Raw genomic sequence first — 23,978 nt, 5'->3', positions numbered from 1 at the left:
TTCAGACAGCCCCATTTTTCTTATCAAAGGTGGATGGTTAATCAACTTTTTTCATTTCTTTCCAGTTCTGATCTAAAAACACTGAAGCGGGATTGAAGTTCGGATTGTTCGTCATGATAAAATTGTTACCATCGCCACGGCTCCAGGCATGATTATATCCTGAAGCCAATTCTACTTTCCCATTCACATCCCGGTAATTCTCCACCTCACGGATCGTTTTTATAAAGTCATTATGAATCTTGTCATTGGTACTTTGACGTGCTTCCCAGGTACGCATTTGATTATCCATAGCAGCCAGTCGCTGATTACCGTTCTGAATAGCTCTGTCAGCGATCTGTTTTGTTTGTTCATCCATTAATCTGATTTTACCGATGTGTTCGATATTCTTCTTTTCACGTACACTACGCCAATAATCATCAGAAGCCTGTTTCCATTCAGGATTGGTTCTGAAACTTGCCAAAACCACTGTCATTACGAGCTCTGAATTATCTTTTTCTGTTTCCGGAAAAGAATAAATCATTCTTGTAGCCGAACTTACATAAGACACACTGGTAGTTCCATTATACATGTTCGGAATATAATTAGCAATATTGGTTACTTTACAAAAGAGAAAACCTGATTTACCATTCGGCCATTTCACTTTTGCAGTTACCGCTGTATGTCTGAATTCAACACCTGCACTACCATAACGCATCAATTCAGCCCTGTGTTTCGAATCTTCTTTTCCCATGGTGGCGATGGCATCCTGATTGATCTTTATATCTGAAACAGTAGCATTGCCCAATTCTTTCGCCCATACATTCTGTAAAAACTGAGTGGCATCCAACGGTTCGCCCACTGTACAAAACTGCCCGCTCGCATGTTGGCGATTAAACGCATTCATTTGCTGATCTGAGCTCCATGACCAGGTCAGGTTCGGTAATATTACAAAGTCGGAACTTCCATTGGCAGACTGTGCATTAAAATACATGTTTGTACCTGAACAAGCCTGACCGGGAGCAGTCCATATTACTTCACCCTGACCCGTCCAGCCTTTAGGAATTAAAATACTCACAGCCTCAGCCGGCCGGTCAAACCCCTGTTTATCGAGCACTTTCACTCTGGTAAATTCCATATAATCTTTGCCTGATTTATAACTAGAGGCAGTTTTTGTTGGTTCCATCTGGCTGTCTTTATGATTAGTATTTTTTTGACCGTTTGTAGGTTGGCAGGCCTGTAAGAAGATGAAGACTACCAGGCCGAACTTTATAGATCGTTTTTTCATAACTGAGTGATTATTTATTTATATATCGCCGGTAATGAAAAAGGTCATCAAACAGAAAAACTGTATATTTTAACCTCCAACAACGAAAAAAAAACACTGAAGATTTCTTGTTAAAAACATACCGTACTCATAATGAATAATATACAAGATAAGATTCATTATATAATTCTTCTATTCAACTTCTTTTTTGTATATTTTTGAATGTTATCGATTGCAAGCCGGGTATCAATATTTATCTAACTAAAATGCATTTATGAAAAAAGGATTTTTGTGGGGGGCTGTAATGCTATTATCTTATACGTCTTTTGCTCAAACAAGAGAAGCTCAATTACTGGATAGCATTCTTACATCGGAATACAACAAAAAGCAATTTAACGGTAATGTGCTGGTAGCTGACAAAGGCAAGGTAATTTTTGAAAAGAGTTATGGACTGGCCAATGTTGAAACGCAGGAAAAATTAAACACAAATTCAATTTTCGAACTGGCGTCTGTTTCAAAACAATTTACAGCAATGGCAATTGTTTTACTACAAAAACAGGGAAAACTTCAATACGACGAACCAATATCCAAATACATTCCTGAATTAATTTTTTATCCGGTCATTACTATAAGAAACCTGGTGGTTCATACCAGCGGATTACCTGATTATATGGAGTTATTTGACCAAAAATGGGATAAAACAAAGTTTGCTACTAATCAGGATATTGTAAATGAATTCGCAAAGTATAAGCCTGCACTGGAATTTATGCCTGGTGAAAAATTCGAATATAGTAATACGGGTTATGCATTTCTGGCAACGATTATAGAAAGAACCTCTAAGCAGTCTTTTGGAGAATATCTGCACGCAAATATTTTCAAACCGCTTCAGATGAAAAACACTTTCATCTACCGCAGCAGATATGAACCGAAGAAAGTTAATAATTATGCTTACGGATATGTAATGGATAGCATGGCCAATATGGTATTGACAAATACATTCGGGAAAGAATACTATACTTATTTTCTGGATGGTATTGTAGGAGACGGAATGGTCAACTCTACCATACATGATTTATTGATATGGGATCGGGCACTCTATGGCAATAACCTGGTAAATGAGAAAGATAAGGAACTGATTTTCGGCGCATCCAAAACAACCGACGGAAAAGAAAATAAATATGGTTTTGGCTGGATAGTAAATACGCAGGAAAAGTATGGTAAAACTGCCAGTCACTCAGGTGGTTGGGCAGGATATGTTACCTACATTGAGCGCCATCTGGATAATGATAAAACAATTATCGTTTTACAAAATCATTCAGGCCCACTTACCAAAATTCCTTCAAAAAGTATCAGACAGGTTTTATATAGCGAACCTTTTGATAAAGTGATTGATTCATCGATTGCCGCAACACCGGAAGAATTAGTAAAATATGGAGGTGTATATGCCAGTGATAGTTTTCCAATGAAAATCACTGTTTTTCCGAAAGGTAATATTTTATACGCAAGAGCTACCGGACAAAATCCTTTTCCATTATCTGCTTATCCGAAAAATGTTTTCAGATTTGCACCGGCAAGAATTGAGCTGACTTTTATTCCTGAAGAAAATGTGATGATTTACATCCAGGGAAAAAACAATGTGAGATTTAAAAAAGAGTAATACACCAATTAATTTTAATAGAATAGAAAATCTCTCTGTTATGGGGAGAGTTTTTTCATATAGGCAACGCCCAAAGGAGCTATTTCATAACCTACTTCATGACTGGCAGTGAGACCAATATTCTTTAGCTTTCGAATATTTATTTTAAGCCACTCTTTTTCAAAACCTGTTATGACTGATAAGTCTATAGCACGCATACGGGGATGCTGTTGAATCGCCTGTAATACTGTGGTTGTCCAGGAGCCCTGCTTGCTCAACACATCTAACCTTTCCAATTTTCTATTGATATAGAGAAATTCTTCATGAGTGATATACTTTTGTTCCCGTAAAGCAATTCTGGGATCTTCGGAATGGTATTTAACTTTTATTTTATATAATTCGGCGTTTTCATTATTTCTGAAAGATTCTATTAGCTGTTCTTTGGTAAGGAAACCTGCACTGATGGCATCTTTTTTTGTAATTTTCTCTTCTGCGATGAGGGTAATATTTACAATTTCAATGAGCCCGACAGATGTTTTTAAAAGCGTTCCTTTTTTCACAGAAGCTTTTTCCCACTTTCTAAAAGCAAGTGTAACGTTTCCCGATTTTATTTCGTTCAGAATTTTTTGTTTAAACAACATAATAAAAAAGGAGAGGAGATGAATGGTATTAAGTATTCATTTTTGAAAGAACAGCAATATCTTTTACTTCTATAACAGTTTTAGGATAACCTTTCATTGTTACATTGATCATTGCTTTTGCAACTTCTTCCAGTGTTAAAAAATAAGTGGGACTAATACTTCTGAAAACAGGGTACAGGAAATCAATAACTTTATAAAATCCTTTTATGTTTTTTGCACCTTTAGCAGGACGCATAAAACCAGGCCTGAAGTTATAAACAGCTTTAAAAGGCAGTTTAGTGAGATCGTTCTCTGTTTTACCTTTTACTCTGGCCCACATCAGTTTTCCTTTTTCTGAGCTATCGGTACCGGCACCTGAAACATAACAAAAAGTCATCTTATCATTTACAGCAGTTAATTGTCTGGCAAAATCGATAGTGAGTTTATAAGTCACTTCATAGTAGGTATCTTCTTTTACACCAAGTGATGAAATACCCAGACAAAAATAGCAGGCATCATAACCTCGTAGTTCATCGAGTATAGCTGAAAGGTCGTTAAAATGCTGATGTATAATTTCCTGCACTTTTGAATGAACCACACCGGTTGGTTTTCTATTAATCAGCAATATCTTTTCAATCATGGGATTGGCTATACATTCCTGTAAAACACCTTCTCCTACCATTCCGGTAGCGCCGGTTATAATCACTTTCAGAGACATTGGATCATGTTTGTATTGTTAAAGAATAATTGCATTTACGTCAAACCCCCAACCTATTTCTTTGTTTTGCCTTTACCTTCTTTCGTCATAGCAAAACTTTCCTGCCGGTTCATATTTTTAATGTATTGAACTTTTCTGAATCGTAGTGCACTCCAGTCTTCATCGATTGAAACGGCCCGTACTGTTTCGTAGCCGGCATTTCCTGGTGATTCCCAACCATTATCCCGGTTTATTTCCACCTTATACTTTCCGGAAATTCCTTTAGGGTAGGCAAACCACAAAATACCGTCACCTTCTATCTTATGAATCAGCTCTTTTACGGTGTTCTCTATGGCTGTGCTTGTTTTTACAAAAATTAATACAAATTCAATTCTACTCAAGTTTCTGACAGACGTAATGACTGTAGTTACTTTTTGCATTTCTTTCAATTCAGGCTCAAATTCTTCCGGATGTTGTAGGATCAAAATTTGTTTTTGATCTTTAAAGTTCATTTTTTCAGTAAAGGAGTCATTGGGTTAATTATTACTACAGATTGATCAATTGCTATCGAATATATAAAGGTTTTTGAAATAAACCGATCGTTTTGCGGATATTCATTGCTGCATTATCTAATAATGATAAATTTTGCTGCCATAGGTACACGTCGGTATGCCTCCAATATTATTGGCTGTTTTCAATAAATTGATAGGTTACTTTTAGTATCCTCATCTTTTATTGACCGGTAACACCAAATTCCACCAACCACCTTTATAGTGCTACCTCATCGTTACCCTTTATACTGCAAATTTGTATCCCGCCTGCTCACGTCAATCCCACTCAGCGGTTTTTAACGAGCAATTACGACAAACCCCAGTCGGATACATTCAAAGTAGAAACATTCAAATGAATCCATTCATTATACACGCATGCATTCGGTACACTATTATATACGTGTATTCAAGCTATTTAGATGATATACCTTTTATTTAGATGCTATTTTTTCTTCTTCCAGGTCTATCCGGTGTAAAAATCTTCTGATGATTTCTTCATCAATACGTGCTTCTTTCTTATTCTTTTCGAGCAACAATTGACGTTGTTGTTCCAGAATTCTGAGGTATACAAGCTTTACCTCTTTCGTTAACAATTCTTCTTCAGGCGCTTGTTGCTGAGTTTCCCATATTTTTTCCAGGTGCCGGAGATAAAAATTATTATCGAGCGCCATTTTGTGGTGTTGCTGTAAGTAATTTAATGAAACTTTTGTCAGCTCATGCCTGATCATTTTTTCAGTTTCCTCTTCAGGCAGATGGTCATCAAATTCAGGCAGACCTACTTTTTTAATCAGAGTGGGGAGTGTTAATCCCTGTACTATGAGCGTTAACAGAATTACAATAAATGTGATGTATAATATCAAGTTACGTTGAGGAAAAGGATCGCCGTTGATCGCTACCGGAATAGACAATGCCGCAGCCAGTGAAACCACGCCACGCATACCCGTCCAGCCCATTATCAGTGGCGCTTTCATGCCCGGACTGGCATCTGCCACTGTAATAAAATTACTCGCAATTCTGGTTATTATTAATGCTCCATAAGCTGCCAGCATTCTGCCGCCAATCAATACCAGTGTTATCAGTATTCCGTAACCCGTTGCTTCATAAATACCAGTACCTTCAGCTTTTAAACCCGACATTATTTCAGGCAGATCGAGACCAATCAGCATAAAAACTAAACCGTTCAATAGAAAAACAAAACTCTGCCATACATTTTCTCCTCTTAACCTCGAGGAACTGCTCAAAAAGCGATGCCGGTGATAAGAAAGAAAGAGTCCGCCACTCACTACTGCCAATACACCGGATGCATGTACTTCTTCTGCAGCGATATACATTACATAGGGTGTTACCAATGTCAGAATAGTATCCATATTCACATCAGTCGGGAGCCATTTATGTGCTTTAAGAAAAAGTAAACCAATCAGCAAACCGGCACCGACTCCACCTATCACCATCCAGAGAAAACTCAATGCGGCCTGATGCCAAACAAATTGTCCGGTAGCCACCGCTACCAGAGCGAAGCGGAATATTATCAGGGAGGAAGCATCATTCAACAGGCTTTCGCCTTCCAGTATAGAAGACATTCTTTTCGGAACTTTTACAAATCTGATAATAGCACCCGCACTTACTGCGTCAGGAGGAGACACGATACCTCCTAATAAAAAGCCTAAGGCCAGTGAAAATCCGGGAATAAACGTATTCGCTACAATAGCTACGGAAATAGCCGTTAAAAAAACCACCACAAAGGCAAAGCTGCTAATGATTCTGCGCCAATGCCATAACTCTTTCCACGAATTCGCCCAGGCAGCTTCATACAATAATGGAGGCAGAAAAATTATAAAAATGAGTTCCGGATCTATTTTCAGTACGGGCGTACCCGGAATAAAACAAATAAGTAATCCTGCCAGTACCAATAAAACAGGATAAGCTATTTTAATCTTATTCGCCAGCATGATCAGTAATACGATCAGAACAATTACTCCTAAATAAAAAGGGAAGTGCTCCAGCATATATTAATTCTTGTTAGGTAAACTATAATTATAATACAATGTTGTTTTGAGGTAAAACCGGATCAGGGAGAGGATTTTCATTTAACATGTCGCGCATATCAATCTCAATCATTCTGCTGATTTGTGTAACAGGAACATCGTTTGCACCACCTTCAAAAGGATTTACTGAACTTTCACCAATCGTATCCAATACGTGAAATGCCCAGGTAATAATTGCCGACATAGGAATATTTAACCATATAGAATACCCTTGCAAAAAAGTACCGTCACCCAATTTTTCATATTCCTTTAATAAACCAAATGGCATTAACAGAATAAAAATGAATAACAGGTAAGAAGTGATTGATGCAAAGTTTCTTGGATAAGGAAAGTTTTTTATTCTTTCTGCCTTGCCCTGATCATCTGTTAATTTCATGATGATATCCTGTAATTCTTTCCATTGAAAATTATTTATTGTATCGCTTTTTCTTAATTCGTCTAACATCTTCGATTGAAGCGCGATCAGTTGTGTGGCTTTGTTTTTCTTTGAGAGGATATAAGAATATTCATCATCAGACAGGTATTGTCTGATTTCAGTTTCCAGTTTAGTATTCCATTCAGATACGATGTATCTTCCTTTCAGAAAATCTTTATTACTGTGTTTTTGCATGTTTTCCCAACTACGCGGTTCACGTAACTGAAAGCGTAAAGCAGTAAGCCAGGCATAGTGACGATTATATATCAACTTTACTTTATTCATATGTTCAGGCCCCAATGCATCCCTGAGCGTGTAAGCAAAACTTCTGCTGTTGTTGATGACAGCACCATAAATTTGACGGGCTTCCCACAATCTACCGTAACTGGCGTTATTCTTAAAGCCTACAATGAAGGCTAAAGCTGTTCCCAGTATAGCAATCGGTTGCCAGGGAATCGCAATAAATCTCCAACCGGCAACATATAAAAGAGTAGGAACGGTTGCAATCAGCAGTAACCAGAGAGTGTCTCTTAATGTCCATTTAAAAAACTCGATAGGCGAGTACCGTCTTCCCGTATGCATGGCAGCTATTTAGTTTTGATTCAATTATTATTACGAATTACATACCAGCCCGGTTATTGTTAAAAGAAACGGTCCGATGGCCGGTAAAATAGTGCTATTAGAGTTTTTTACTGAAAAATGAAGGATGATTTAAAACGACAATAAAGTCCAATTAATTGCATATCAAATAATTAAGTTCAACAAAAAATATAAATACTAATAAGATCCCTTACTTCTACTTCATTTGCCATCACTCCATACTTTTTAATGCACTTTAATGTTACTTAGCTCTATCTTTGCACCATTCTATCCGCAAATAGCGGAAATAATTTAACCAAGATAATGATGATACTCAATTCTTACCGTAAAGTAGCTCTGATAGAAGGTGTTTCGTACCTGATTTTGTTATTTATAGCTATGCCGCTTAAATATATTTTCGATATTCCTGAACCGGTAAAATATTTTGGTTGGATACATGGCGTTTTATTCATAGCGTTTATTGCTTTGTTGTTGTTAGCGGCAATTAAGTATAAATGGACACTTAAACGAATGATTATTTATTTTATAGCTTCTGTAATTCCGTTCGTTCCGTTTTATCTGGAGAAGGAACTTAAAAAAGAATACGGTGCATTATCCGATAATAAATTATCTGTAGAAAAATCTTAATGCTGATAAAGCTCCATCATATTAATACAAAACCCTGCGATTACGCAGGGTTTTGTATTAATAACCATTTCAGCAATCAATGCTTTATTGAACAGACTCAGCTGTTAGTAATGCAATATCTCTGGCCAGTTGCGTAGGTGAAAAACAATCACAATTACTCAGGCCTATGACATAAATATCTTTTTTGGGTAAATACACACCCATTGTTTTAAATCCGAATATGCTTCCCCCATGTTCTCTCACCGGCTGTCCTTCCATTTCTCTCAAATGCCATCCATATCCATAAGTAAAAGTATCCCCATTGTTTAATTTGTATTGGCTAAAAACACTCTCAGTACTTTTGGGGTTGATCAGTATATGATTGTTGAGCGCATTTTGCCATTTAAGCATGTCGCCGGCAGTAGACATTAATGATCCGGATGCAAACGGAACACTAAAGTTGATCTGCGTTTTATTTACATATCCATACTCTTTTTTATGGTAACCGTAAGCTCTTTTCAGAACGATCAGACGATCGGTTGCATAACGTGAATCCCACATTCCTGCTTTTTCAAACAGATGTTTTTGAATAAAGTTTTCATATGTTTCTCCTGATACTAATTCAATCAGATATCCTAGTAATACATATCCTGAATTATTGTACTCAAACTTTTCACCAGGTATAAAGTCTACCGGTTCGTTTTTAAAGAAATCTACCATCATCTTTGGAGTCATGTTCTTTTGTGCTATTTCCCCTAATGATTTCATTTTGGTAAAGTCTTTTATTCCGGATGTATGTGTCAGCAGTTGGTGTATCGTAATCTTGTTTCCACCCGGATAATCAGGAATATATTTTGATACCGGGTCTTTTACTGATAGTTTACCTTGCTCCTGTAATATTACAATGGCAATGGCCGTGAACTGTTTGGTAATAGAACCTAATTGAAATACGTTTTGCGGGTTCATGGCCACCCCGGATTCTATATTTGCTTTACCAAACCCTTTCTCATAAATAACTTTTCCATTATGTGCTACCAAAAATACAGCTCCCGGGCCGGTAGTATCCCCCAGTTCGGTGTACACCAGTCGATCAATTTTATCATTCAATGTTTGTGCATACAAAAAAAGCTGTGGCATAACAATCGCCATCAATAACAGTATTATTGGCTGTTTTAAATATCTGAACATATTATCAATAACATTTACGCGATGAATAACTACAAGGGATAATTAATAAGTAGGCGAGAAGAAAAATTTATTACACGCGTAATAAAAAAATAAGAAAAGGTCCTTCTTATAAGATACTATTTCTTTATGGAAATTCAAAATTATCAATGTTATTTATCCTTTAAAAAACTGAACGCGTGAAATACTTCGTTAGAACACCTTATAAATCTTTGTTTCTCAGAAATATAAAATAGTAACACCGATAATATTTGGCATTTTTTACTATTTTATTCCTCTTTTCTCTTTTATTATTGCGGATTGAAACCAACATTTATCCTACATGAAATTCGAAAACATTAAAAAAATCAGGGGAATATTTACGCTTGTATTATTGGTTGCTATGATGGCTTGTTCTAAAAAAGGCGATCAGGGTCCTCCGGGTGAAGATGGTAATGCCAACGTTGTACAGTATAATTTCGGGGCATTTAATCATTCAGGAGCAGAAGTTCAACAAAACTTTGCTTTGTCAAAAAATGATTTTGAACAGAGCATGGTGTACGTGTTTGTGCAATACAACAATTTCTGGTATCCTTTACCCGGAACTATTGGTTCAACTTACAGTTATCGTGTGTTTTATAGACCTATGGAAAACTCTACAGACCTGTTTATCAACCGATTGGCAGGTAGCGGCTCACAGCCATTTTCTGCGATGAGAGTAATAGCAGTGCGGGTGAACAGTACAATAACCGTTGGTGGCAATTTTAGAAATGGAGCAGATAAAACTGATTTAATCGTAAAAGGAGCCAATAATGAATTGTATACAACCAATCAACTAAATGTGATGGATTATAAAACATTCTGCTCGTCTTTGGGTATTGCAGAATAAGTTGTTAAACCTTACCTCTTGAATTTTCACAGTAAAAAGGCTTTGATAAAATCAAAGCCTTTTTATATTTTAAGTTTCTACACTTGCAGCGAAGCACGAAAACCTCTGACGCCATAATAAGAAGAAGCGCCGTTGTGATAAACAAAAACATGTCCGTAACGACGATCACAGAAAAGCGCACCATCGAGGTTTCTGATATCAGCAGGCGTCAATACCCAACTGGATGTTTTCAGATCGAAATTTCCCAATTCCTGTAAAGCACGGTACTCTTCTTCACTTAACAGTTCAACACCCATTTCCTTTGCCATATTCATTGCACTGTCTGCAGGCTTGTGTTCTTTACGCGATTCCAGTGCTTGATGATCATAACAAATACTTCTACGGCCTTTGGGTGTTTCAGGTGAACAATCGTAAAAAGTGTAAATATCTGTTTTTTTATTATAACCTATTACATCAGGTTCACCACCGCTCTGCTCCATTTGATTCAATGACCATAAACCGGTGGCATTGCCTTCCAGTTTTTCCTGTACGTTTTCCCACTTTAAGCCTTTATGGCGATTCATATTTTTCTCGAAGCGGGTTTTCAATATTTTCAATAAGGTGTCGCGCTCTTCAGCGGATAATTTCTTTTTAGTAGCAAAACTTTTACTCATAGGTGGCAATTATCTGAATTTTCAAATCAGTAATAAAATGATGTTGCTATAAAAGTAGATCAAAACGTGTAAAAAATATAATCGAACAGTAGGAAAGTTGCTGATCAAAGTTTTAGTACAGATAAATTAGCATATCTTGCAATCACACCAAACAGGCTGATAAGTAGCAACTTACAACCAAAAGCGAATGTAATTCATGAGCAAAAGCAGAAAATGTAAATCAGCCAGGCAAAAAATTTTCATGATAAGCAACATTTTATTTGCAATTGGTGTCAGAGTATTAATATTAATTCAAATATAGCCCTACAATTATGAGAAAAAGATCACTGGCACTCATGTTTGCTGCAGCAACCTGTTTTGTATTTGTTTCGTGCAAAAAAGAAAAAAATATCAATATCGATCACCTGATCGGTAGTTGGAGCATTTATAACGACGACCCTTTGATTGTAATGGAAGGCTCTGTACATTACACTTTCCAGGCAGATAAAAACTGTCAGATTAGTATATACAATGCCTTATCAAATCATGATACTACACTTTACCGGACTTACATTATAAGCAATGACCACAAATTATTGACCATTTATGATGGACAGTATTATTCTGAACAATACAATATTGTAAAATTAAACCACCGGGAAATGCAATGGACAAATGCCAGCCCGCACGATGGTAACACAGATAAAAAGCTGATTAAAATTGATGATAACCTCTATTAAATAATAAAAGCCTTCACCAAAAGTGAAGGCTTTTATCTATCATTTAGTTTGAATCATTTTAATACATATTCTCAAACATCGCATTATTTTTTAAATAAGCTGCTCCAAAACTGATCGGCAAACCATAGTTGCCGGCAGTTATATTAGCATCAATATATTCTATGATACCTTTTAAAGGTGAGTTCGGATCAAACACATAATCTTCATTCCCAAACTGAATTACTCTGAACGTAGAATTTGCTAATATAGCCTGATGTTTATCAGAAAGTGCCGTTCCGTCCAATGCATTTCTTACTGCCTGTTTCAATTCATTCGAAATAATATTTGATTCTACTACTACAATTACTCTTCTTCCGAAAGAAAGGGTATTTACATAAATGAGGTCATCCAGCTGATGTTTTGCTAATTCAACCTCGTCAGTCTGATAGCTGCCACTTTCAGGCAAATCCATTTCTACAGTAAAAGCAATTTTTGATATATCAATAGCTATTAAAGATTTTGCCTGGTGCTTCGTATCAGCCACATTCAACCATTCTTTCAGGTCAATATGCTGTCCGAGCAATAATTCCAATTGTTTATACGAATCCAGGTCTCTAATAGAAAAACCAAAAGAAGTATTACCCGGATTACTGCTGGCATTTAATGCTTCGCCGATTGCTGTATTCATTGCATCACGGTTAGGAAAAATGCTCTTACTACTGATACCCAGTGTGCCGAAAGTAATCGTAATATCCTGATTAATGATATTGAAAGTAGAATGTGTGCTTGTATTCAGGCTATTTTTATCTAATACACTACCAATAAAAAGTAAGTCGGGAGATTTTGCTGTAATTACCGACGACCTTTGTTGCGCATTCAACAAACCCGGTAACATTGCTCCGCAGCAGAATGTAAGTATAAAAAGAAAATTTCTCATGTCTTTGATTTTAATAAATTGTTTAGTGGTACACTGCTTCAATTTTCAACCAAACTAAGCTTGATTGAGTTTCATCCGCCGCCATCAACTCATCATGATTATCCAGCGCATATTCATTTCCGAGCACAACATAATTACGTGATATACCAGTTACCCGCTTACTATAAAAAGCAAATTTCATATGAAATGAAGTGGTATTTGTTTTCTCACCGATGAATGTCCATGAATTATCACCCTCGTTCAGAATGTACAACTGATTATCATTTTCCCATTTTGCCTGATATCCTTCCTGCAGGTCATTTTCTTTCAGAAGAATAAGAGAATCTTTTTTTATGATTATTTCTGTAGGAATAAACAATGCCACCCGATTTCCAAAATGTGTCTCCAATTCACTTTCGTTCAAATCGGAGCTATTACCCGATGAAATGACTTGAAAAGCAACAACATTTTTCGTATCGAATTTCAAATGAACAGGGTCTTCATTAGTGGGTACCGGAATAGTGTCTTCATCCTTGTCTTTACAAGAAACAGCCACTGCCATTATAAATACAGCTTGTAAAGCCATCAAACGTTTTACCATTTGTAGTGTGTTTTTATTATAAAAAATGCTGCTAAATTCAAAACATAGTAAATACTTCTTACTGAAACAGGCAGGAAGTACGAATGCATTTAAATGAGGAAATGCAATCAATAGATAAGGAGTTCAAAGTTAGCAAAAACTCACTATGTATTAGTTTTTTTTAGCATAAAAACAACACTAACCAATCATTTACTACTCAAAAGAGTAGTTCTCACTCACTTTTTTATTATAAAACCTTATTTTCTATTGTTAGTTTTGAAAGCTAATAACTTCACTTATTCTTACACTTTGTTGTCGTCTGTTGGCAACCCATTCTTCTGGTTCAAGGTTTGAACACCATAAATTACAGCTGCGTATTATTTTTCCCGGCGGCATATTTTTTGTCTGTACATCAATAATATTCCCCTTATAAAAGCACTACATTCCTGAACCGTACCAATACACTTAAAAGTATAATGTATGAGAGCACTATGGAAAGGAAGTATTAGCTTCGGGCTGGTTAACATACCAATTAAATTATACAGCGGTACCAATCCGCATGCGATCGACCTCGATATGGTTCGCAAAAAAGATCATTGCCCGATACAGTTTGTTCGTATATGCAAGAAAGATGGAAAAGAAGTTCCGTGGAATGACATTGCCAAGGGCTATAAAAAACAAAATGGTGACTATGTTATCATAGACGATTCTGATTTTGAAAAAGCTGCTCCCGAAAAAACACAAACTATCGACATTTTCGAATTCATCAAAGAAGAAGAAATTCCTTCTAAATATCTCGAAAAACCTTATATCGTTGAACCTGCTAAGGAAGCTAAAAAAAGCTACGCTTTATTGAGAGCAGCTTTAGCAAAGTCGGGTAAGGTAGGGCTTTGCAAGTTTATCATGCGCACCGCAGAACACCTTGGCATATTGAAGGTAGAAGAAGATGCGATTCTCTTAATACAAATACGTTTCAATGATGAATTACGGGAGCCACCAGCAACGGCTGCGCCAAAAGATGTAAAAATCACTAAAAAGGAGTTAGATATGGCACTTTCCATTATCGAACAACTCACTGAAACATTCGATCCGGAGAAATACAAAAATACCTACAAAGCTGCTTTGATGAAAGTGATTAAAAAGAAATCAAGTGCTAAAACCACTTCAAAAGCTGCAAAAAACGGAACCTCCACCGGTAAAACCACCAAGAGAGCTACAGCAAAAGATGACCTGATTGAACAATTAAAAGCGAGTCTTGAAATCATTAAAAACTAAACGATATGAAGCTCACGGAATATAATAAGAAGAGAGATTTTACAAAAACGGATGAGCCTAAGGGAAAAATAAAGACGTCTGCCAAAGAATTACATTTCGTTATTCAAAAACACCAGGCTTCACGTTTACATTATGACTTTCGTTTAGAAATTGAAGGCGTTTTGGCAAGTTGGGCAGTACCTAAAGGTCCTTCTACCGATACTTCCGTAAAGCGATTAGCAATGCAGGTGGAAGATCATCCGCTCGATTACATGAATTTTGAAGGCATTATTCCCAAAGGGGAATATGGCGGCGGTACCGTTATGGTTTGGGACACGGGTACTTTTCTGGCCGAAGGTTATGATACTGTTGCAGAAAGTAAAAAAGTTATAAAAAAACAATTGACCGAAGGAAATATCAAAATTGTAATGTATGGCAAAAAAATGAAAGGAACATGGCATCTTGTACGCATGAAAGGGAAAGAGAAAGAATGGTTGCTGTTAAAAGGAAAAGACAGCTTCGCTAATAAGAAAAGAGCTTTTAATGAAAACTCAGTACTTACCGGCCGTAACTTAACTAGAATTGAAAAAGATGCCAATGCTGTATGGAGTAGCCATAAAGTTGAAAAAAAGACAGCTCCTAAAAAACAGCGTTCAACAGTAACAAGCCCTTCAGTATTTACGGCTGAAGAATTATCTGCAGCTAAACGAATAAAATTTTTTCCCGCAAAATGGCGTCCTCAGCTGGCTACGCTTACTGATGAAGTATTTGATAATGATGAATGGCTTTTTGAAGATAAGTATGACGGTTACCGTGCTTTACTCCAGATTAACAAAGGCAAAGTGAACCTTGTTTCCCGTAACGGATTATCTTTCAATGAAAAGTACCCGGCTATAGCAGAGGCACTGAGTATTATTCAGGAAGATGTAATACTCGATGGTGAAATAGTAGTCGAAGATAAAAAAGGTAACAGTCATTTTCAATGGCTACAATACTATCACGAAAACCCTGACCAGGGATCTTTAAAATGTTATGTATTCGACATACTTTATTTTAATGGATTTGATCTCACTTCTTTACAGAATATTCAACGAAAAAAAATACTGGAAGCTGTTCTGCCCGAGTCAGCTACGATTGTTTATTCTAAACATATTTCTGGTAAAGGAAAACAAGCGTTAAAGAAAGCTGATAAGAAAGGAATTGAAGGCATTATCGCTAAAAGAAAAGAAGCTCCATATCTTACCAATAAGCGATCTAAAGATTGGCTTAAAATTAAAATCAACAAAGAACAGGAAATGGTAATCGGCGGTTATACCGAACCTACCGGTAAAAGAATTGGCTTCGGAGCAATACTGGTGGGATATTATGAGGGAAAAGAATTCAGGTATGCCGGTAAAGTTGGAACGGGATTTAATGATGAAAAGCTACAGGAATTTTTTGCGACGTTTAAAAAGTTAGAACGAAAAACTAATCCTTTCAATACTACACCACTGGAAAAAAACGTACACTGGCTTAAACCTGAACTGGTAGCACAGATCAAATACAGTGAATGGACTGAAAACGGAAGTTTACGGCACCCGGTATTTATAGCACTCAGAACAGACAAAAAACCTACAGCAGTAAAAAGGGAGGTATCAATGATTACTGAAAAAATTGTAGACGATCAACCGGTTAAAAATAAGTCACATGCTACTGCACCAAAGTCAACAGCTGCCAGCAAAAAGACAGTAAAAAAAACCGGGGACGCTAACGATAAAGTAAATATTACTAATCCGGATAAACTTTACTGGCCTCAGGAAAAAATAACCAAAGGAGATGTAATCAATTATTATAACGAAATGGCAGATTATGTGATGCCATATGTAATAGACCGGCCACAATCTTTGAGAAGAAATCCTGATGGCATAAAAAACACCGGATTCTTTCAAAAGAATGTAGCCGGGCAGGTTCCTGATTGGATCAAAACACAAAAGATAAAATCAAAGTCCACCGAAGAGTCCATTGAGTATATGCTATGCCAGAATAAAGACACTTTATTATTCATGGCCAACTGGGGATGCATTGAAATTAATCCTTGGAGTAGCAGGGTGGGAACTATCAACCATCCCGATTATATCATCTTTGACCTCGATCCGAACGAAGCATCTTTAAAAAACCTGATTACTACGGCCAAAAAAGTGAAAGAAATATTGGATCAGTTAGGTATCAATGCCTATTTAAAAACATCGGGCGGTAAAGGCCTTCATATTTACATACCGGTTAAACCGGTTTACACCTATACGCAAACGCGCAATTTTTCGCAAACCATCAGCGAAGCAGTGCATGCCGCTTTACCTGATATCACCAGCTTAGAAAGAAGCCCTGATAAAAGAAAAGGAAAAATATACCTTGACTATTTGCAAAATGGAAAAGGCAAAACAATGGCCTCTCCGTATTCTTTACGTCCCCGGGAAAGTGCAACCGTAAGTACACCATTGAACTGGAAAGAATTAAATGCACGACTTGATCCGAAAAAATTTACTATTAAAACAATTCCCATACGCGTTAAAAAGAAAGGGGACTTATGGAAAAACTTCTTTAATGATGCTATAGATCTGAATGAGGTATTGAAAAAAATAAAGTAAAAGGATGCTATCAATTATTATTTTTCTTAACTGCTCCTGCAGCGTTTTCAATGAGCTCAGTAGGAGTATATCCAAAAAACTTTTTGAAGGCATAAGAGAAATGAGAAAGATTTTCAAAGCCGACTTCATAACATACCTCTACCGGTCTTTTTTTCTTTTCAACAAACTCATAATGCGCCAACTCCAGTCGTTTTTGAGTAAGCCAACGCTGTGGAGTTGTATGAAAAATACGTTTAAAATCTCTTTTGAAAGTAGTTAAGCTTCTTCCTGTCAGGTAACTGAATTTTTCCAGCGGAAGATTAAACACAAAATTCTTTTCCATATAGCCGGCCAGATCAATCTTACCCGGCTCTTCAAAATTTGTGAGCACACTGTCAATACTTTTATCAATCGTACGAAGAATCGTAATTGCTTCCGTAATTTTCAAAGAAGCTATACTTTCCGGTAATTCATTCATATCAAAATAGGGAATGAGCGACGCCAGACAACTTTCTAATAACGGATGATTGTTGTAAACATATATTTTCTTACCACTCTGAAGGTTTGTCTGGCATTCTACTGATTCATAATATTTCTTTAGTACCTCAGTTGTCAGATGCATCACCACTGTTTTATGTGGTAATCCGTTTGTCGGGTAATTAATAATCGTTGCCAACTGGTTTTTGGGAATCAGAAATATATCTCCTTTTTTAAAAAAATAAGTGGCGTCTGCTTGTATTATTTTTGTTTCTCCTGAAATAAACCATACCAGCATATGCTGATCGAACATAATGTCCGATTTAAAAAACTTGTCTTCATACGAAGACAATTTAATATCATCCGTAATATATTTAGCCTGATATTCCATATAGTAATACATTTCCTGTTCTATCTGTAAGATCAAAAACCAGCATCATTAATGGCCGCTTAAAAACTTTATACCGGTTAGCTTTTCACTCAGACTCCATAAACTTCTGGCATTGTTTTCATCGAGCGAGTAAGCTGCAACGCCATGATTGGAGGCCGCGTCTGACACTGGGGCAATATTTACATCCTCGCAATAAACACCTCCATATTCATTCAGTATATCATTCGTAGCACACCACAAGGTTGTAGCTGCTCCTTGTGCAATTGTTTTTAAAGATAGCGCAACCTCTGGTAAGATATTACCCTTCGCATCAAAAATGCCAAGTTTTTGAAACATTTCAACAGAAGCCTCTCTGGCCAGTTCAGTTCCATTAATACTTCCCGGATGTAACGAATATGCCTGCACTTTATACTTCTTTGCGCGATTGTCTAATTCTACCGAAAACAGGTTCAACGCAGTTTTAGACTGACCATAAGCTTGTAAGGTTTCGTAAGTTCGATGTTCAAAATTCGGATCTTCAAAATCAAATGGGGCAAAATGGTGTCCGGCTGAAGAAACATTTACAACACGCGCACCTTTGGCTTTTACCAGCGCCGGCCATAAGCGGGCGGTCAACTGAAAGTTTGCCAGGTAATTGGTAGCCAGCTGTGATTCAATACCTCTGTTATCTTTGCGGAAAGGTACCCACATGATACCGGCATTATTGATTAACAGATGCAACGGACGGCCTGATGATAAAAATTGCCCGGCAAACGCATCAATCGATACCGGATCCATCAGGTTCATTGCAACAATTTCTATATTATCGATCCCCTCGAGATTCTTTCTCGCTTTTTCAACATCTCTTGCCGGTACAATAACAATAGAACCTGCATTGGCTAATGTTTTAGCGGTTTCTAAACCGATTCCTGTATTTCCTCCGGTTACAATGGCAATTTTACCGGTTAAGTCTATACCTTTGAGCACTTCAGTACTGGTAGATTTCGCTGTAAATCCCGAATGAATGGGGCTTTGTAAAGCTCCCTGATAATTGTTTTGTTTCATTTGACTTGTATTTAATAAAACAAAATTACCAGGCAGCAACGAATCGAACTTTGTTCAAAAGTCCGATTTTACTTTGTTTAAAAGTCCGGCCCATCATTCCCTTTTTTAAGCAAAAAACTACACTTTTTTCCCGTAAATCAGTATCCGCTTAAATGCATAAATAGCGGGTAGTTTTGTAAATCTTTTAGCAATACGTGCTTTATATTCTTTAATAAATAGCTCTTTCTCTTTTCCTTCCAGGCGCTCCAGATAAGGAACCAGTGAAGTTCCGGAAATGAATTTATATAAGGCTTCATGATCATCGGCAATAATCGGATATACTTTTTGAAACAGTTGCATATCTTTTATACCGTTGTCGAATAAGAGCTGAGCATAATCATCCAGTGATAAAACCGGAGATAAGCGCTTCCAGTTATTCAGGTAGGAGGCAAAAGGTTGCTCGTCAATCAGCTCCATCAGCAACTGATTTAATACATTATCATTTTGTACGGGCATCTGTATCGCCAGCTGTCCGTTTTTATTGAGGGCGTTGATAAGTTTCGGAAAAAGTGTTTCATGCGCATCAATCCATTGTAAAGCGGCGTTGCTGAAAATCAAATCCCAACTTTCTCCTGAATCAGCCACCGCTTCCACAGTTTTTTGTTCAAAATGCAATCGATCGTTTTCGAAACGTTTCGATTGCTCCAGCATTTCGGCAGAAGAATCAATTCCTACAAAGCTTGCTACCTCAAATTGTTCTGTGAGAATAGATGTTTGTTCACCTGTTCCACAACCGAGGTCAATGGCTTTCATGTTTTTTTCAGGCCTGATCATGGCTGCCAAATCATAAAAAGGCAGGTAACGAACATCTTTAAAACTATCATATAATTCCGGATTCCAGGGCATATCGTTTCAATTTTATTTAACAAATAATGCATAGAATGAATACTTCCTGCGATTCTTATGCCTGCAATCTGTCAGGCAGTATTATAACATTTGAAACATCAGCTATACTCATCAAAAATAATAAAATTGTACCTGTACTCGTATTGATAAATTACAGACATTTGCAGCCTTAGAGAAAGTTCATGCAAGAACCCTCCTGAACAAGAAAACTTTGCTTGCCCATACCATCGAAGAAAAACTGACTTTACATGAAAAATGAATTATCAAGAGCTTATTTAGCCCTGGCCGTGATTTGCATTGTGTGGGGAACCACTTATTTCTTCATGAGGATTGGTGTAAGCACTTTTCCACCTTTTCTGTTTTCAGGTATCCGTCAAACAACCGCCGGATTCATTTTACTCGGTATACTGAAAATGACCGGTAAACTCAGCGTTTTAAATAAGTCTAACCTGATCAGACAATCCATTCCCGGCGTTTTAATGATTGCACTGGGTAATGGAGTGGTGGGATGGAGTGAACAATACATTCCAAGTGGTCTGGCGGCATTGATTGTTTCGATCATGCCTGTTTACATTGTATTAATTGCATTCGTCAGCGGAGCCGACAGAAAAAGCCCCAACAGGTTTATACTGTTCGGATTGCTACTAGGGAGTTTAGGAATTGTGCTGATGTTCCGTGATAACTTATCCGATTTGGTAAATCCGCAATATTTTACCGGTATGGTGGTCGCATTTTTTGCAGCGCTTTGTTGGGCCGCCGGTAGTGTATTTTCTAAATATAAAACTGCAGGTACCAATGCCCTGACCAGTGCTGCCATTCAGATGTTATCGGGCGGACTTTTCCTCTTATTAGCCAGTTTATTCCTTGATAATTACGATGCACTGGATCAGATTTCGAATGACAGTATCTGGTCGTTGGTTTACCTGATTATCTTCGGATCATTGCTGACCTATCCGTGTTTTGTATATGCATTGGAAAAGTTACCCGTAGGACTGGCTTCTATATATGCATATATTAACCCGTTCATAGCACTATTGCTGGGCTTTTTCTTTTTGCAGGAAAGATTGACCTGGTTAACCGGTGTAGCACTGATCGCAGCTGCAGGAAGTATCTACTTTATTAACAGAGGCTACAAAACAAAATAAGTTGATAGAAATGAACTGTTACAAATGCCTTTACCATTCGCATTAAATGGTAAAGGCATTTCTATTTAATCACTTAGCTTATTCGAAAATATATCTGCTAAATCGATTTATTTCACTATAGATTCAAAAAAATCCGGCAAGAATAGTATATTTTAGAGGTATAACTTATTGACGGTACAATGAAATCCATTTTACTCTTCCTTATTCTAAGTGTCTCAGCAAACCTTTATGCACAAAATGCATTGAAAAATGGCGTGGCTACTGACCTTCAGTGCGAACACCTCATAAATCCGATAGGTATCGATCAGCCATTACCACGACTTACCTGGAGAATAAACGATCAAAGGCAAGGAGCAAAACAAACCGCTTATCAGGTAATTGTTGCTACTGATTCAATCGACGTTGTAAATAACAACGGCAAAAATTGGAATACTGGTAAAGTGTTACAGGATGATATACAAATCCGTTATGCAGGAGAAAAACTATATCCCTTCACTAAATATTTCTGGAAAGTAATTACCTGGGATAAAGACGGACAAGCACTTACTTCAGCTATCAGTAGTTTTGAAACCGGCGTAATGGAAATAACCAACTGGAAAGGTACCTGGATCAGCGATTACAACAACATTCATCATAAAGCAGCACCCTATTTCCGCAAGGAGTTTCGCATTACTAAACCCATACAATCTGCAAGAGCTTACATCGCCGTTGCCGGATTGTATGAACTATCTCTGAACGGAAACAAGACGGGAGATCACTTTTTAGATCCGATGTATACACGTTTCGACAGGCGAACTCTTTATGTAACACACGATGTTACACATCAGCTTCAACAGGGACAGAATGCAATTGGTGTAATATTAGGAAACGGTTGGTATAACCATCAATCGCTGGCAGTATGGGATTTTCACAACGCACCCTGGCGGGCAAGGCCGGCATTTTGCCTCGACCTTCGTATTGTTTACAAAGACGGAACTACAGAAACAATTGTTTCTGAGCGTGATTGGAAAACATCATCAGGCCCCATTATCAGTAACAGCATTTATACCGGTGAACACTATGATGCCCGACTTGAACAGGAAGGATGGAACAAAGCAGGTTTCAATGATTCCACCTGGAAAAGTATCCGCTATAGAAGTGCGCCTTCCATCAATATCGTATCACAACAACTTCAACCTATCCGGTTAGTAAAAAAGTTCAAACCGCAATCAGTAAAAAAGATAGATGATACAACCTACCTGTTTGATATGGCACAGAATATGGCCGGTGTCACCGAACTAAAAGTGAAAGGAAAAGAAGGTACCGTGCTTAAAATAAAACATGGAGAACGGCTTGATTCGAATGGACGCCTTGATCTCTCTAACATCGATGTATACTATCGGGGCGATAAAGAAGCAGATCCTTTTCAAACGGATATTATGATTTTAAGCGGTAAAAAAGAAGACTACTTTATGCCTAAATTCAATTATAAAGGATTCAGGTATGTAGAGATCAGCAGCACCGAATCAATTCAGTTAAATGAATCCTCTATCACTGCCTACTTTATACATAGTGATGTTAAGCCGGTTGGATCAGTCAATACCTCATATCAGCTCATCAATAACTTATGGAAAGTTACTAATAATGCCTACCTGTCTAACCTGGTTGGATATCCTACAGATTGCCCGCAACGTGAAAAAAACGGCTGGACAGGAGATGGGCATCTGGCTATTGAAACAGGTCTATACAATTTTGACGGAATTTCCATTTACGAAAAATGGATAGCCGACCACCGTGATGAACAACAACCTAATGGCGTTTTACCAGACATTGTTCCTACCGGAGGATGGGGCTACACCACAGCAAACGGGCTCGACTGGACGAGCACCATCGCAATTATTCCCTGGCAGATTTACCTGTTTTATGGTGATAACAAACTGCTGCACGACACTTACGAAAATATTAAACGATATGTAGATTATGTTGACCGCATCAGTCCTTCAGGACTTACTACTTTCGGTCGGGGAGACTGGGTGCCGGTGAAATCTACCTCTAACCTTGAATTAACCTCATCGGTTTATTTTTATACAGACACCCGGATATTGGCTGCCGCTGCAAAAATGTTCGGATATGAACAAGACTTTGAAAAGTATACAAAACTTAGTGAAAAAATAAAACAGGCTATCAATACCAGATACCTGAACCGTTCAACAGGAATATACGCAACCGGAACACAAACAGAATTAAGTGTTCCGTTGTATTGGGGAGTTGTTCCTGAAGACATGAAATCAAGTGTTGCAGCAAATCTCAATAAAAAAGTGGAAGCTACCAATTATCACCTGGACGTAGGTGTATTGGGCGCAAAAGCATTACTAAATGCATTAACCGAAAACGGTTATGGTGAAACCGCCTTCAAAGTAGCAGTTCAGGATACTTATCCTTCCTGGGGATGGTGGGTTGTAAACGGAGCTACCACATTACTCGAAAACTGGGACCTGGATGCCAAAAGAGATATTTCTGATAACCATATGATGTTCGGTGAAATCGGTGCGTGGTTTTTTAAATCAGTGGGAGGTATATTACCGGATGAAAATTACCCCGGATTCAAACACATACGGTTACGTCCGGTGTTTCCCGAAACACTCGATCATTCAGAGGTAAAGTATCGCTCACCTTATGGAGAAATTACCTCAAGCTGGAAAAAAACGAAGAAAAATATTACATATGAAGTAATGATTCCGGCGAATTCTACGGCAACATTTTACCCTCCGGAAAATGTATTAAACAATGAAATAATATCGCTGCAGGCGGGAAAACATATTCTAAAACTGAAACTTAAATAAAAATGGCAGCAGGATAATAAAAATACACCCGCCATGATCATTCT

The 23,978-nt window shown here is 37.4% G+C and carries 21 protein-coding genes; 8 read left to right on the top strand and 13 right to left on the bottom strand.

The genetic code is table 11. From position 1 onward, the window contains the following. Positions 1 to 37: 37 nt before the first annotated feature. Positions 38 to 1,264 carry a hypothetical protein gene (locus D9O48_RS15925; protein ID WP_126973974.1) on the bottom strand — a complete coding sequence of 409 codons (1,227 nt, stop codon included), beginning with the start codon at positions 1,262 to 1,264 and terminating at the stop codon, positions 38 to 40. A 253-nt stretch (positions 1,265 to 1,517) separates the two neighbouring features. Here D9O48_RS15925 and D9O48_RS15920 point away from each other — a divergent pair, with 253 nt between their 5' ends. Next, entirely contained in the window at positions 1,518 to 2,900 is a 1,383-nt protein-coding gene (locus D9O48_RS15920) for a serine hydrolase domain-containing protein (RefSeq protein ID WP_126973973.1), read from the top strand. A 38-nt stretch (positions 2,901 to 2,938) separates the two neighbouring features. On the opposite strand, the gene D9O48_RS15915 is transcribed toward D9O48_RS15920, so the two are convergent. From D9O48_RS15915 to D9O48_RS15895, 5 genes are all read right to left on the bottom strand, one after another. Next, the gene (locus D9O48_RS15915) at positions 2,939 to 3,520 is read right to left on the bottom strand and encodes an ASCH domain-containing protein (protein WP_126973972.1); all 582 of its coding nucleotides are present in this window, start codon (positions 3,518 to 3,520) and stop codon (positions 2,939 to 2,941) included. Positions 3,521 to 3,548: 28 nt separating this feature from the next. Beyond that, a complete protein-coding gene (locus D9O48_RS15910; protein ID WP_126973971.1) occupies positions 3,549 to 4,217 on the bottom strand; it encodes a Rossmann-fold NAD(P)-binding domain-containing protein in 669 nt (222 codons plus the stop codon). Between the two features lie 53 nt (positions 4,218 to 4,270). Beyond that, positions 4,271 to 4,708 carry a hypothetical protein gene (locus tag D9O48_RS15905; protein WP_126973970.1) on the bottom strand — a complete coding sequence of 146 codons (438 nt, stop codon included), beginning with the start codon at positions 4,706 to 4,708 and terminating at the stop codon, positions 4,271 to 4,273. 470 nt (positions 4,709 to 5,178) lie between these two features. Then, on the bottom strand, positions 5,179 to 6,753 hold the full coding sequence (locus D9O48_RS15900) for a Na+/H+ antiporter (RefSeq protein ID WP_126973969.1): 1,575 nt from the start codon (positions 6,751 to 6,753) through the stop codon (positions 5,179 to 5,181). A gap of 28 nt (positions 6,754 to 6,781) precedes the next feature. Further along, complete coding sequence (locus tag D9O48_RS15895) at positions 6,782 to 7,789, bottom strand: bestrophin family protein (RefSeq protein ID WP_126973968.1); 1,008 nt, start codon at positions 7,787 to 7,789, stop codon at positions 6,782 to 6,784. Between the two features lie 321 nt (positions 7,790 to 8,110). On the opposite strand from D9O48_RS15895, the gene D9O48_RS15890 reads away from it, so the two are divergent. Further along, positions 8,111 to 8,434: a DUF3817 domain-containing protein gene (locus tag D9O48_RS15890; RefSeq protein WP_199750598.1), complete on the top strand. Its 324-nt coding sequence runs from the start codon at positions 8,111 to 8,113 to the stop codon at positions 8,432 to 8,434. An 84-nt stretch (positions 8,435 to 8,518) separates the two neighbouring features. On the opposite strand, the gene D9O48_RS15885 is transcribed toward D9O48_RS15890, so the two are convergent. Next, entirely contained in the window at positions 8,519 to 9,601 is a 1,083-nt protein-coding gene (locus tag D9O48_RS15885; protein WP_126973967.1) for a serine hydrolase domain-containing protein, read from the bottom strand. Positions 9,602 to 9,920: 319 nt separating this feature from the next. Between D9O48_RS15885 and D9O48_RS15880 the strand changes: the two genes are divergently transcribed. Further along, on the top strand, positions 9,921 to 10,466 hold the full coding sequence (locus tag D9O48_RS15880) for a hypothetical protein (RefSeq protein WP_126973966.1): 546 nt from the start codon (positions 9,921 to 9,923) through the stop codon (positions 10,464 to 10,466). Positions 10,467 to 10,543: 77 nt separating this feature from the next. Here D9O48_RS15880 and D9O48_RS15875 read toward each other — a convergent pair whose 3' ends face one another. Next, the gene (locus D9O48_RS15875) at positions 10,544 to 11,119 is read right to left on the bottom strand and encodes a DUF4256 domain-containing protein (protein ID WP_126973965.1); all 576 of its coding nucleotides are present in this window, start codon (positions 11,117 to 11,119) and stop codon (positions 10,544 to 10,546) included. Positions 11,120 to 11,430: 311 nt separating this feature from the next. Between D9O48_RS15875 and D9O48_RS15870 the strand changes: the two genes are divergently transcribed. Beyond that, on the top strand, positions 11,431 to 11,838 hold the full coding sequence (locus tag D9O48_RS15870; protein WP_126973964.1) for a hypothetical protein: 408 nt from the start codon (positions 11,431 to 11,433) through the stop codon (positions 11,836 to 11,838). Positions 11,839 to 11,896: 58 nt separating this feature from the next. Here D9O48_RS15870 and D9O48_RS15865 read toward each other — a convergent pair whose 3' ends face one another. Together D9O48_RS15865 and D9O48_RS15860 are read right to left on the bottom strand one after the other, a co-directional pair. Next, entirely contained in the window at positions 11,897 to 12,754 is an 858-nt protein-coding gene (locus tag D9O48_RS15865) for a thiol-activated cytolysin family protein (protein ID WP_126973963.1), read from the bottom strand. Between the two features lie 22 nt (positions 12,755 to 12,776). After that, a complete protein-coding gene (locus D9O48_RS15860; RefSeq protein ID WP_126973962.1) occupies positions 12,777 to 13,334 on the bottom strand; it encodes a hypothetical protein in 558 nt (185 codons plus the stop codon). A gap of 459 nt (positions 13,335 to 13,793) precedes the next feature. On the opposite strand from D9O48_RS15860, the gene ku reads away from it, so the two are divergent. Further along, a complete protein-coding gene (gene ku / locus D9O48_RS15855; RefSeq protein ID WP_126973961.1) occupies positions 13,794 to 14,588 on the top strand; it encodes a non-homologous end joining protein Ku in 795 nt (264 codons plus the stop codon). A gap of 5 nt (positions 14,589 to 14,593) precedes the next feature. After that, the gene (ligD, locus tag D9O48_RS15850; RefSeq protein ID WP_126973960.1) at positions 14,594 to 17,191 is read left to right on the top strand and encodes a DNA ligase D; all 2,598 of its coding nucleotides are present in this window, start codon (positions 14,594 to 14,596) and stop codon (positions 17,189 to 17,191) included. Positions 17,192 to 17,201: 10 nt separating this feature from the next. Here ligD and D9O48_RS15845 read toward each other — a convergent pair whose 3' ends face one another. The 3 genes from D9O48_RS15845 to D9O48_RS15835 form a co-directional block, all read right to left on the bottom strand. Beyond that, on the bottom strand, positions 17,202 to 18,074 hold the full coding sequence (locus tag D9O48_RS15845) for a helix-turn-helix domain-containing protein (protein ID WP_233589263.1): 873 nt from the start codon (positions 18,072 to 18,074) through the stop codon (positions 17,202 to 17,204). 12 nt (positions 18,075 to 18,086) lie between these two features. Next, positions 18,087 to 19,082, bottom strand: coding sequence for an SDR family NAD(P)-dependent oxidoreductase (locus D9O48_RS15840; RefSeq protein WP_126973959.1), 996 nt, complete (start codon positions 19,080 to 19,082; stop codon positions 18,087 to 18,089). Between the two features lie 117 nt (positions 19,083 to 19,199). After that, on the bottom strand, positions 19,200 to 19,967 hold the full coding sequence (locus D9O48_RS15835) for a methyltransferase domain-containing protein (protein WP_126973958.1): 768 nt from the start codon (positions 19,965 to 19,967) through the stop codon (positions 19,200 to 19,202). 248 nt (positions 19,968 to 20,215) lie between these two features. Between D9O48_RS15835 and D9O48_RS15830 the strand changes: the two genes are divergently transcribed. Continuing rightward, positions 20,216 to 21,112: a DMT family transporter gene (locus tag D9O48_RS15830; RefSeq protein ID WP_126973957.1), complete on the top strand. Its 897-nt coding sequence runs from the start codon at positions 20,216 to 20,218 to the stop codon at positions 21,110 to 21,112. Between the two features lie 179 nt (positions 21,113 to 21,291). Continuing rightward, complete coding sequence (locus D9O48_RS15825) at positions 21,292 to 23,934, top strand: alpha-L-rhamnosidase (protein ID WP_126973956.1); 2,643 nt, start codon at positions 21,292 to 21,294, stop codon at positions 23,932 to 23,934. Positions 23,935 to 23,978: the final 44 nt, after the last annotated feature.

It is taken from the genome of Gynurincola endophyticus (assembly GCF_003991195.1).
Classification (GTDB): domain Bacteria; phylum Bacteroidota; class Bacteroidia; order Chitinophagales; family Chitinophagaceae; genus Gynurincola; species Gynurincola endophyticus.
This window is presented reverse-complemented; position numbering and strand designations above follow the sequence as displayed.

Coding starts and splice junctions, on each gene's coding strand:
- D9O48_RS15925 (WP_126973974.1), bottom strand. CDS start 1,264: ATGAAAAAACGATCTATAAAGTTCGGCCTGGTAGTCTTCATCTTCTTA.
- D9O48_RS15920 (WP_126973973.1), top strand. CDS start 1,518: ATGAAAAAAGGATTTTTGTGGGGGGCTGTAATGCTATTATCTTATACG.
- D9O48_RS15915 (WP_126973972.1), bottom strand. CDS start 3,520: ATGTTGTTTAAACAAAAAATTCTGAACGAAATAAAATCGGGAAACGTT.
- D9O48_RS15910 (WP_126973971.1), bottom strand. CDS start 4,217: ATGTCTCTGAAAGTGATTATAACCGGCGCTACCGGAATGGTAGGAGAA.
- D9O48_RS15905 (WP_126973970.1), bottom strand. CDS start 4,708: ATGAACTTTAAAGATCAAAAACAAATTTTGATCCTACAACATCCGGAA.
- D9O48_RS15900 (WP_126973969.1), bottom strand. CDS start 6,753: ATGCTGGAGCACTTCCCTTTTTATTTAGGAGTAATTGTTCTGATCGTA.
- D9O48_RS15895 (WP_126973968.1), bottom strand. CDS start 7,789: ATGCATACGGGAAGACGGTACTCGCCTATCGAGTTTTTTAAATGGACA.
- D9O48_RS15890 (WP_199750598.1), top strand. CDS start 8,111: ATGATGATACTCAATTCTTACCGTAAAGTAGCTCTGATAGAAGGTGTT.
- D9O48_RS15885 (WP_126973967.1), bottom strand. CDS start 9,601: ATGTTCAGATATTTAAAACAGCCAATAATACTGTTATTGATGGCGATT.
- D9O48_RS15880 (WP_126973966.1), top strand. CDS start 9,921: ATGAAATTCGAAAACATTAAAAAAATCAGGGGAATATTTACGCTTGTA.
- D9O48_RS15875 (WP_126973965.1), bottom strand. CDS start 11,119: ATGAGTAAAAGTTTTGCTACTAAAAAGAAATTATCCGCTGAAGAGCGC.
- D9O48_RS15870 (WP_126973964.1), top strand. CDS start 11,431: ATGAGAAAAAGATCACTGGCACTCATGTTTGCTGCAGCAACCTGTTTT.
- D9O48_RS15865 (WP_126973963.1), bottom strand. CDS start 12,754: ATGAGAAATTTTCTTTTTATACTTACATTCTGCTGCGGAGCAATGTTA.
- D9O48_RS15860 (WP_126973962.1), bottom strand. CDS start 13,334: ATGGTAAAACGTTTGATGGCTTTACAAGCTGTATTTATAATGGCAGTG.
- ku (WP_126973961.1), top strand. CDS start 13,794: ATGAGAGCACTATGGAAAGGAAGTATTAGCTTCGGGCTGGTTAACATA.
- ligD (WP_126973960.1), top strand. CDS start 14,594: ATGAAGCTCACGGAATATAATAAGAAGAGAGATTTTACAAAAACGGAT.
- D9O48_RS15840 (WP_126973959.1), bottom strand. CDS start 19,082: ATGAAACAAAACAATTATCAGGGAGCTTTACAAAGCCCCATTCATTCG.
- D9O48_RS15835 (WP_126973958.1), bottom strand. CDS start 19,967: ATGCCCTGGAATCCGGAATTATATGATAGTTTTAAAGATGTTCGTTAC.
- D9O48_RS15830 (WP_126973957.1), top strand. CDS start 20,216: ATGAAAAATGAATTATCAAGAGCTTATTTAGCCCTGGCCGTGATTTGC.
- D9O48_RS15825 (WP_126973956.1), top strand. CDS start 21,292: ATGAAATCCATTTTACTCTTCCTTATTCTAAGTGTCTCAGCAAACCTT.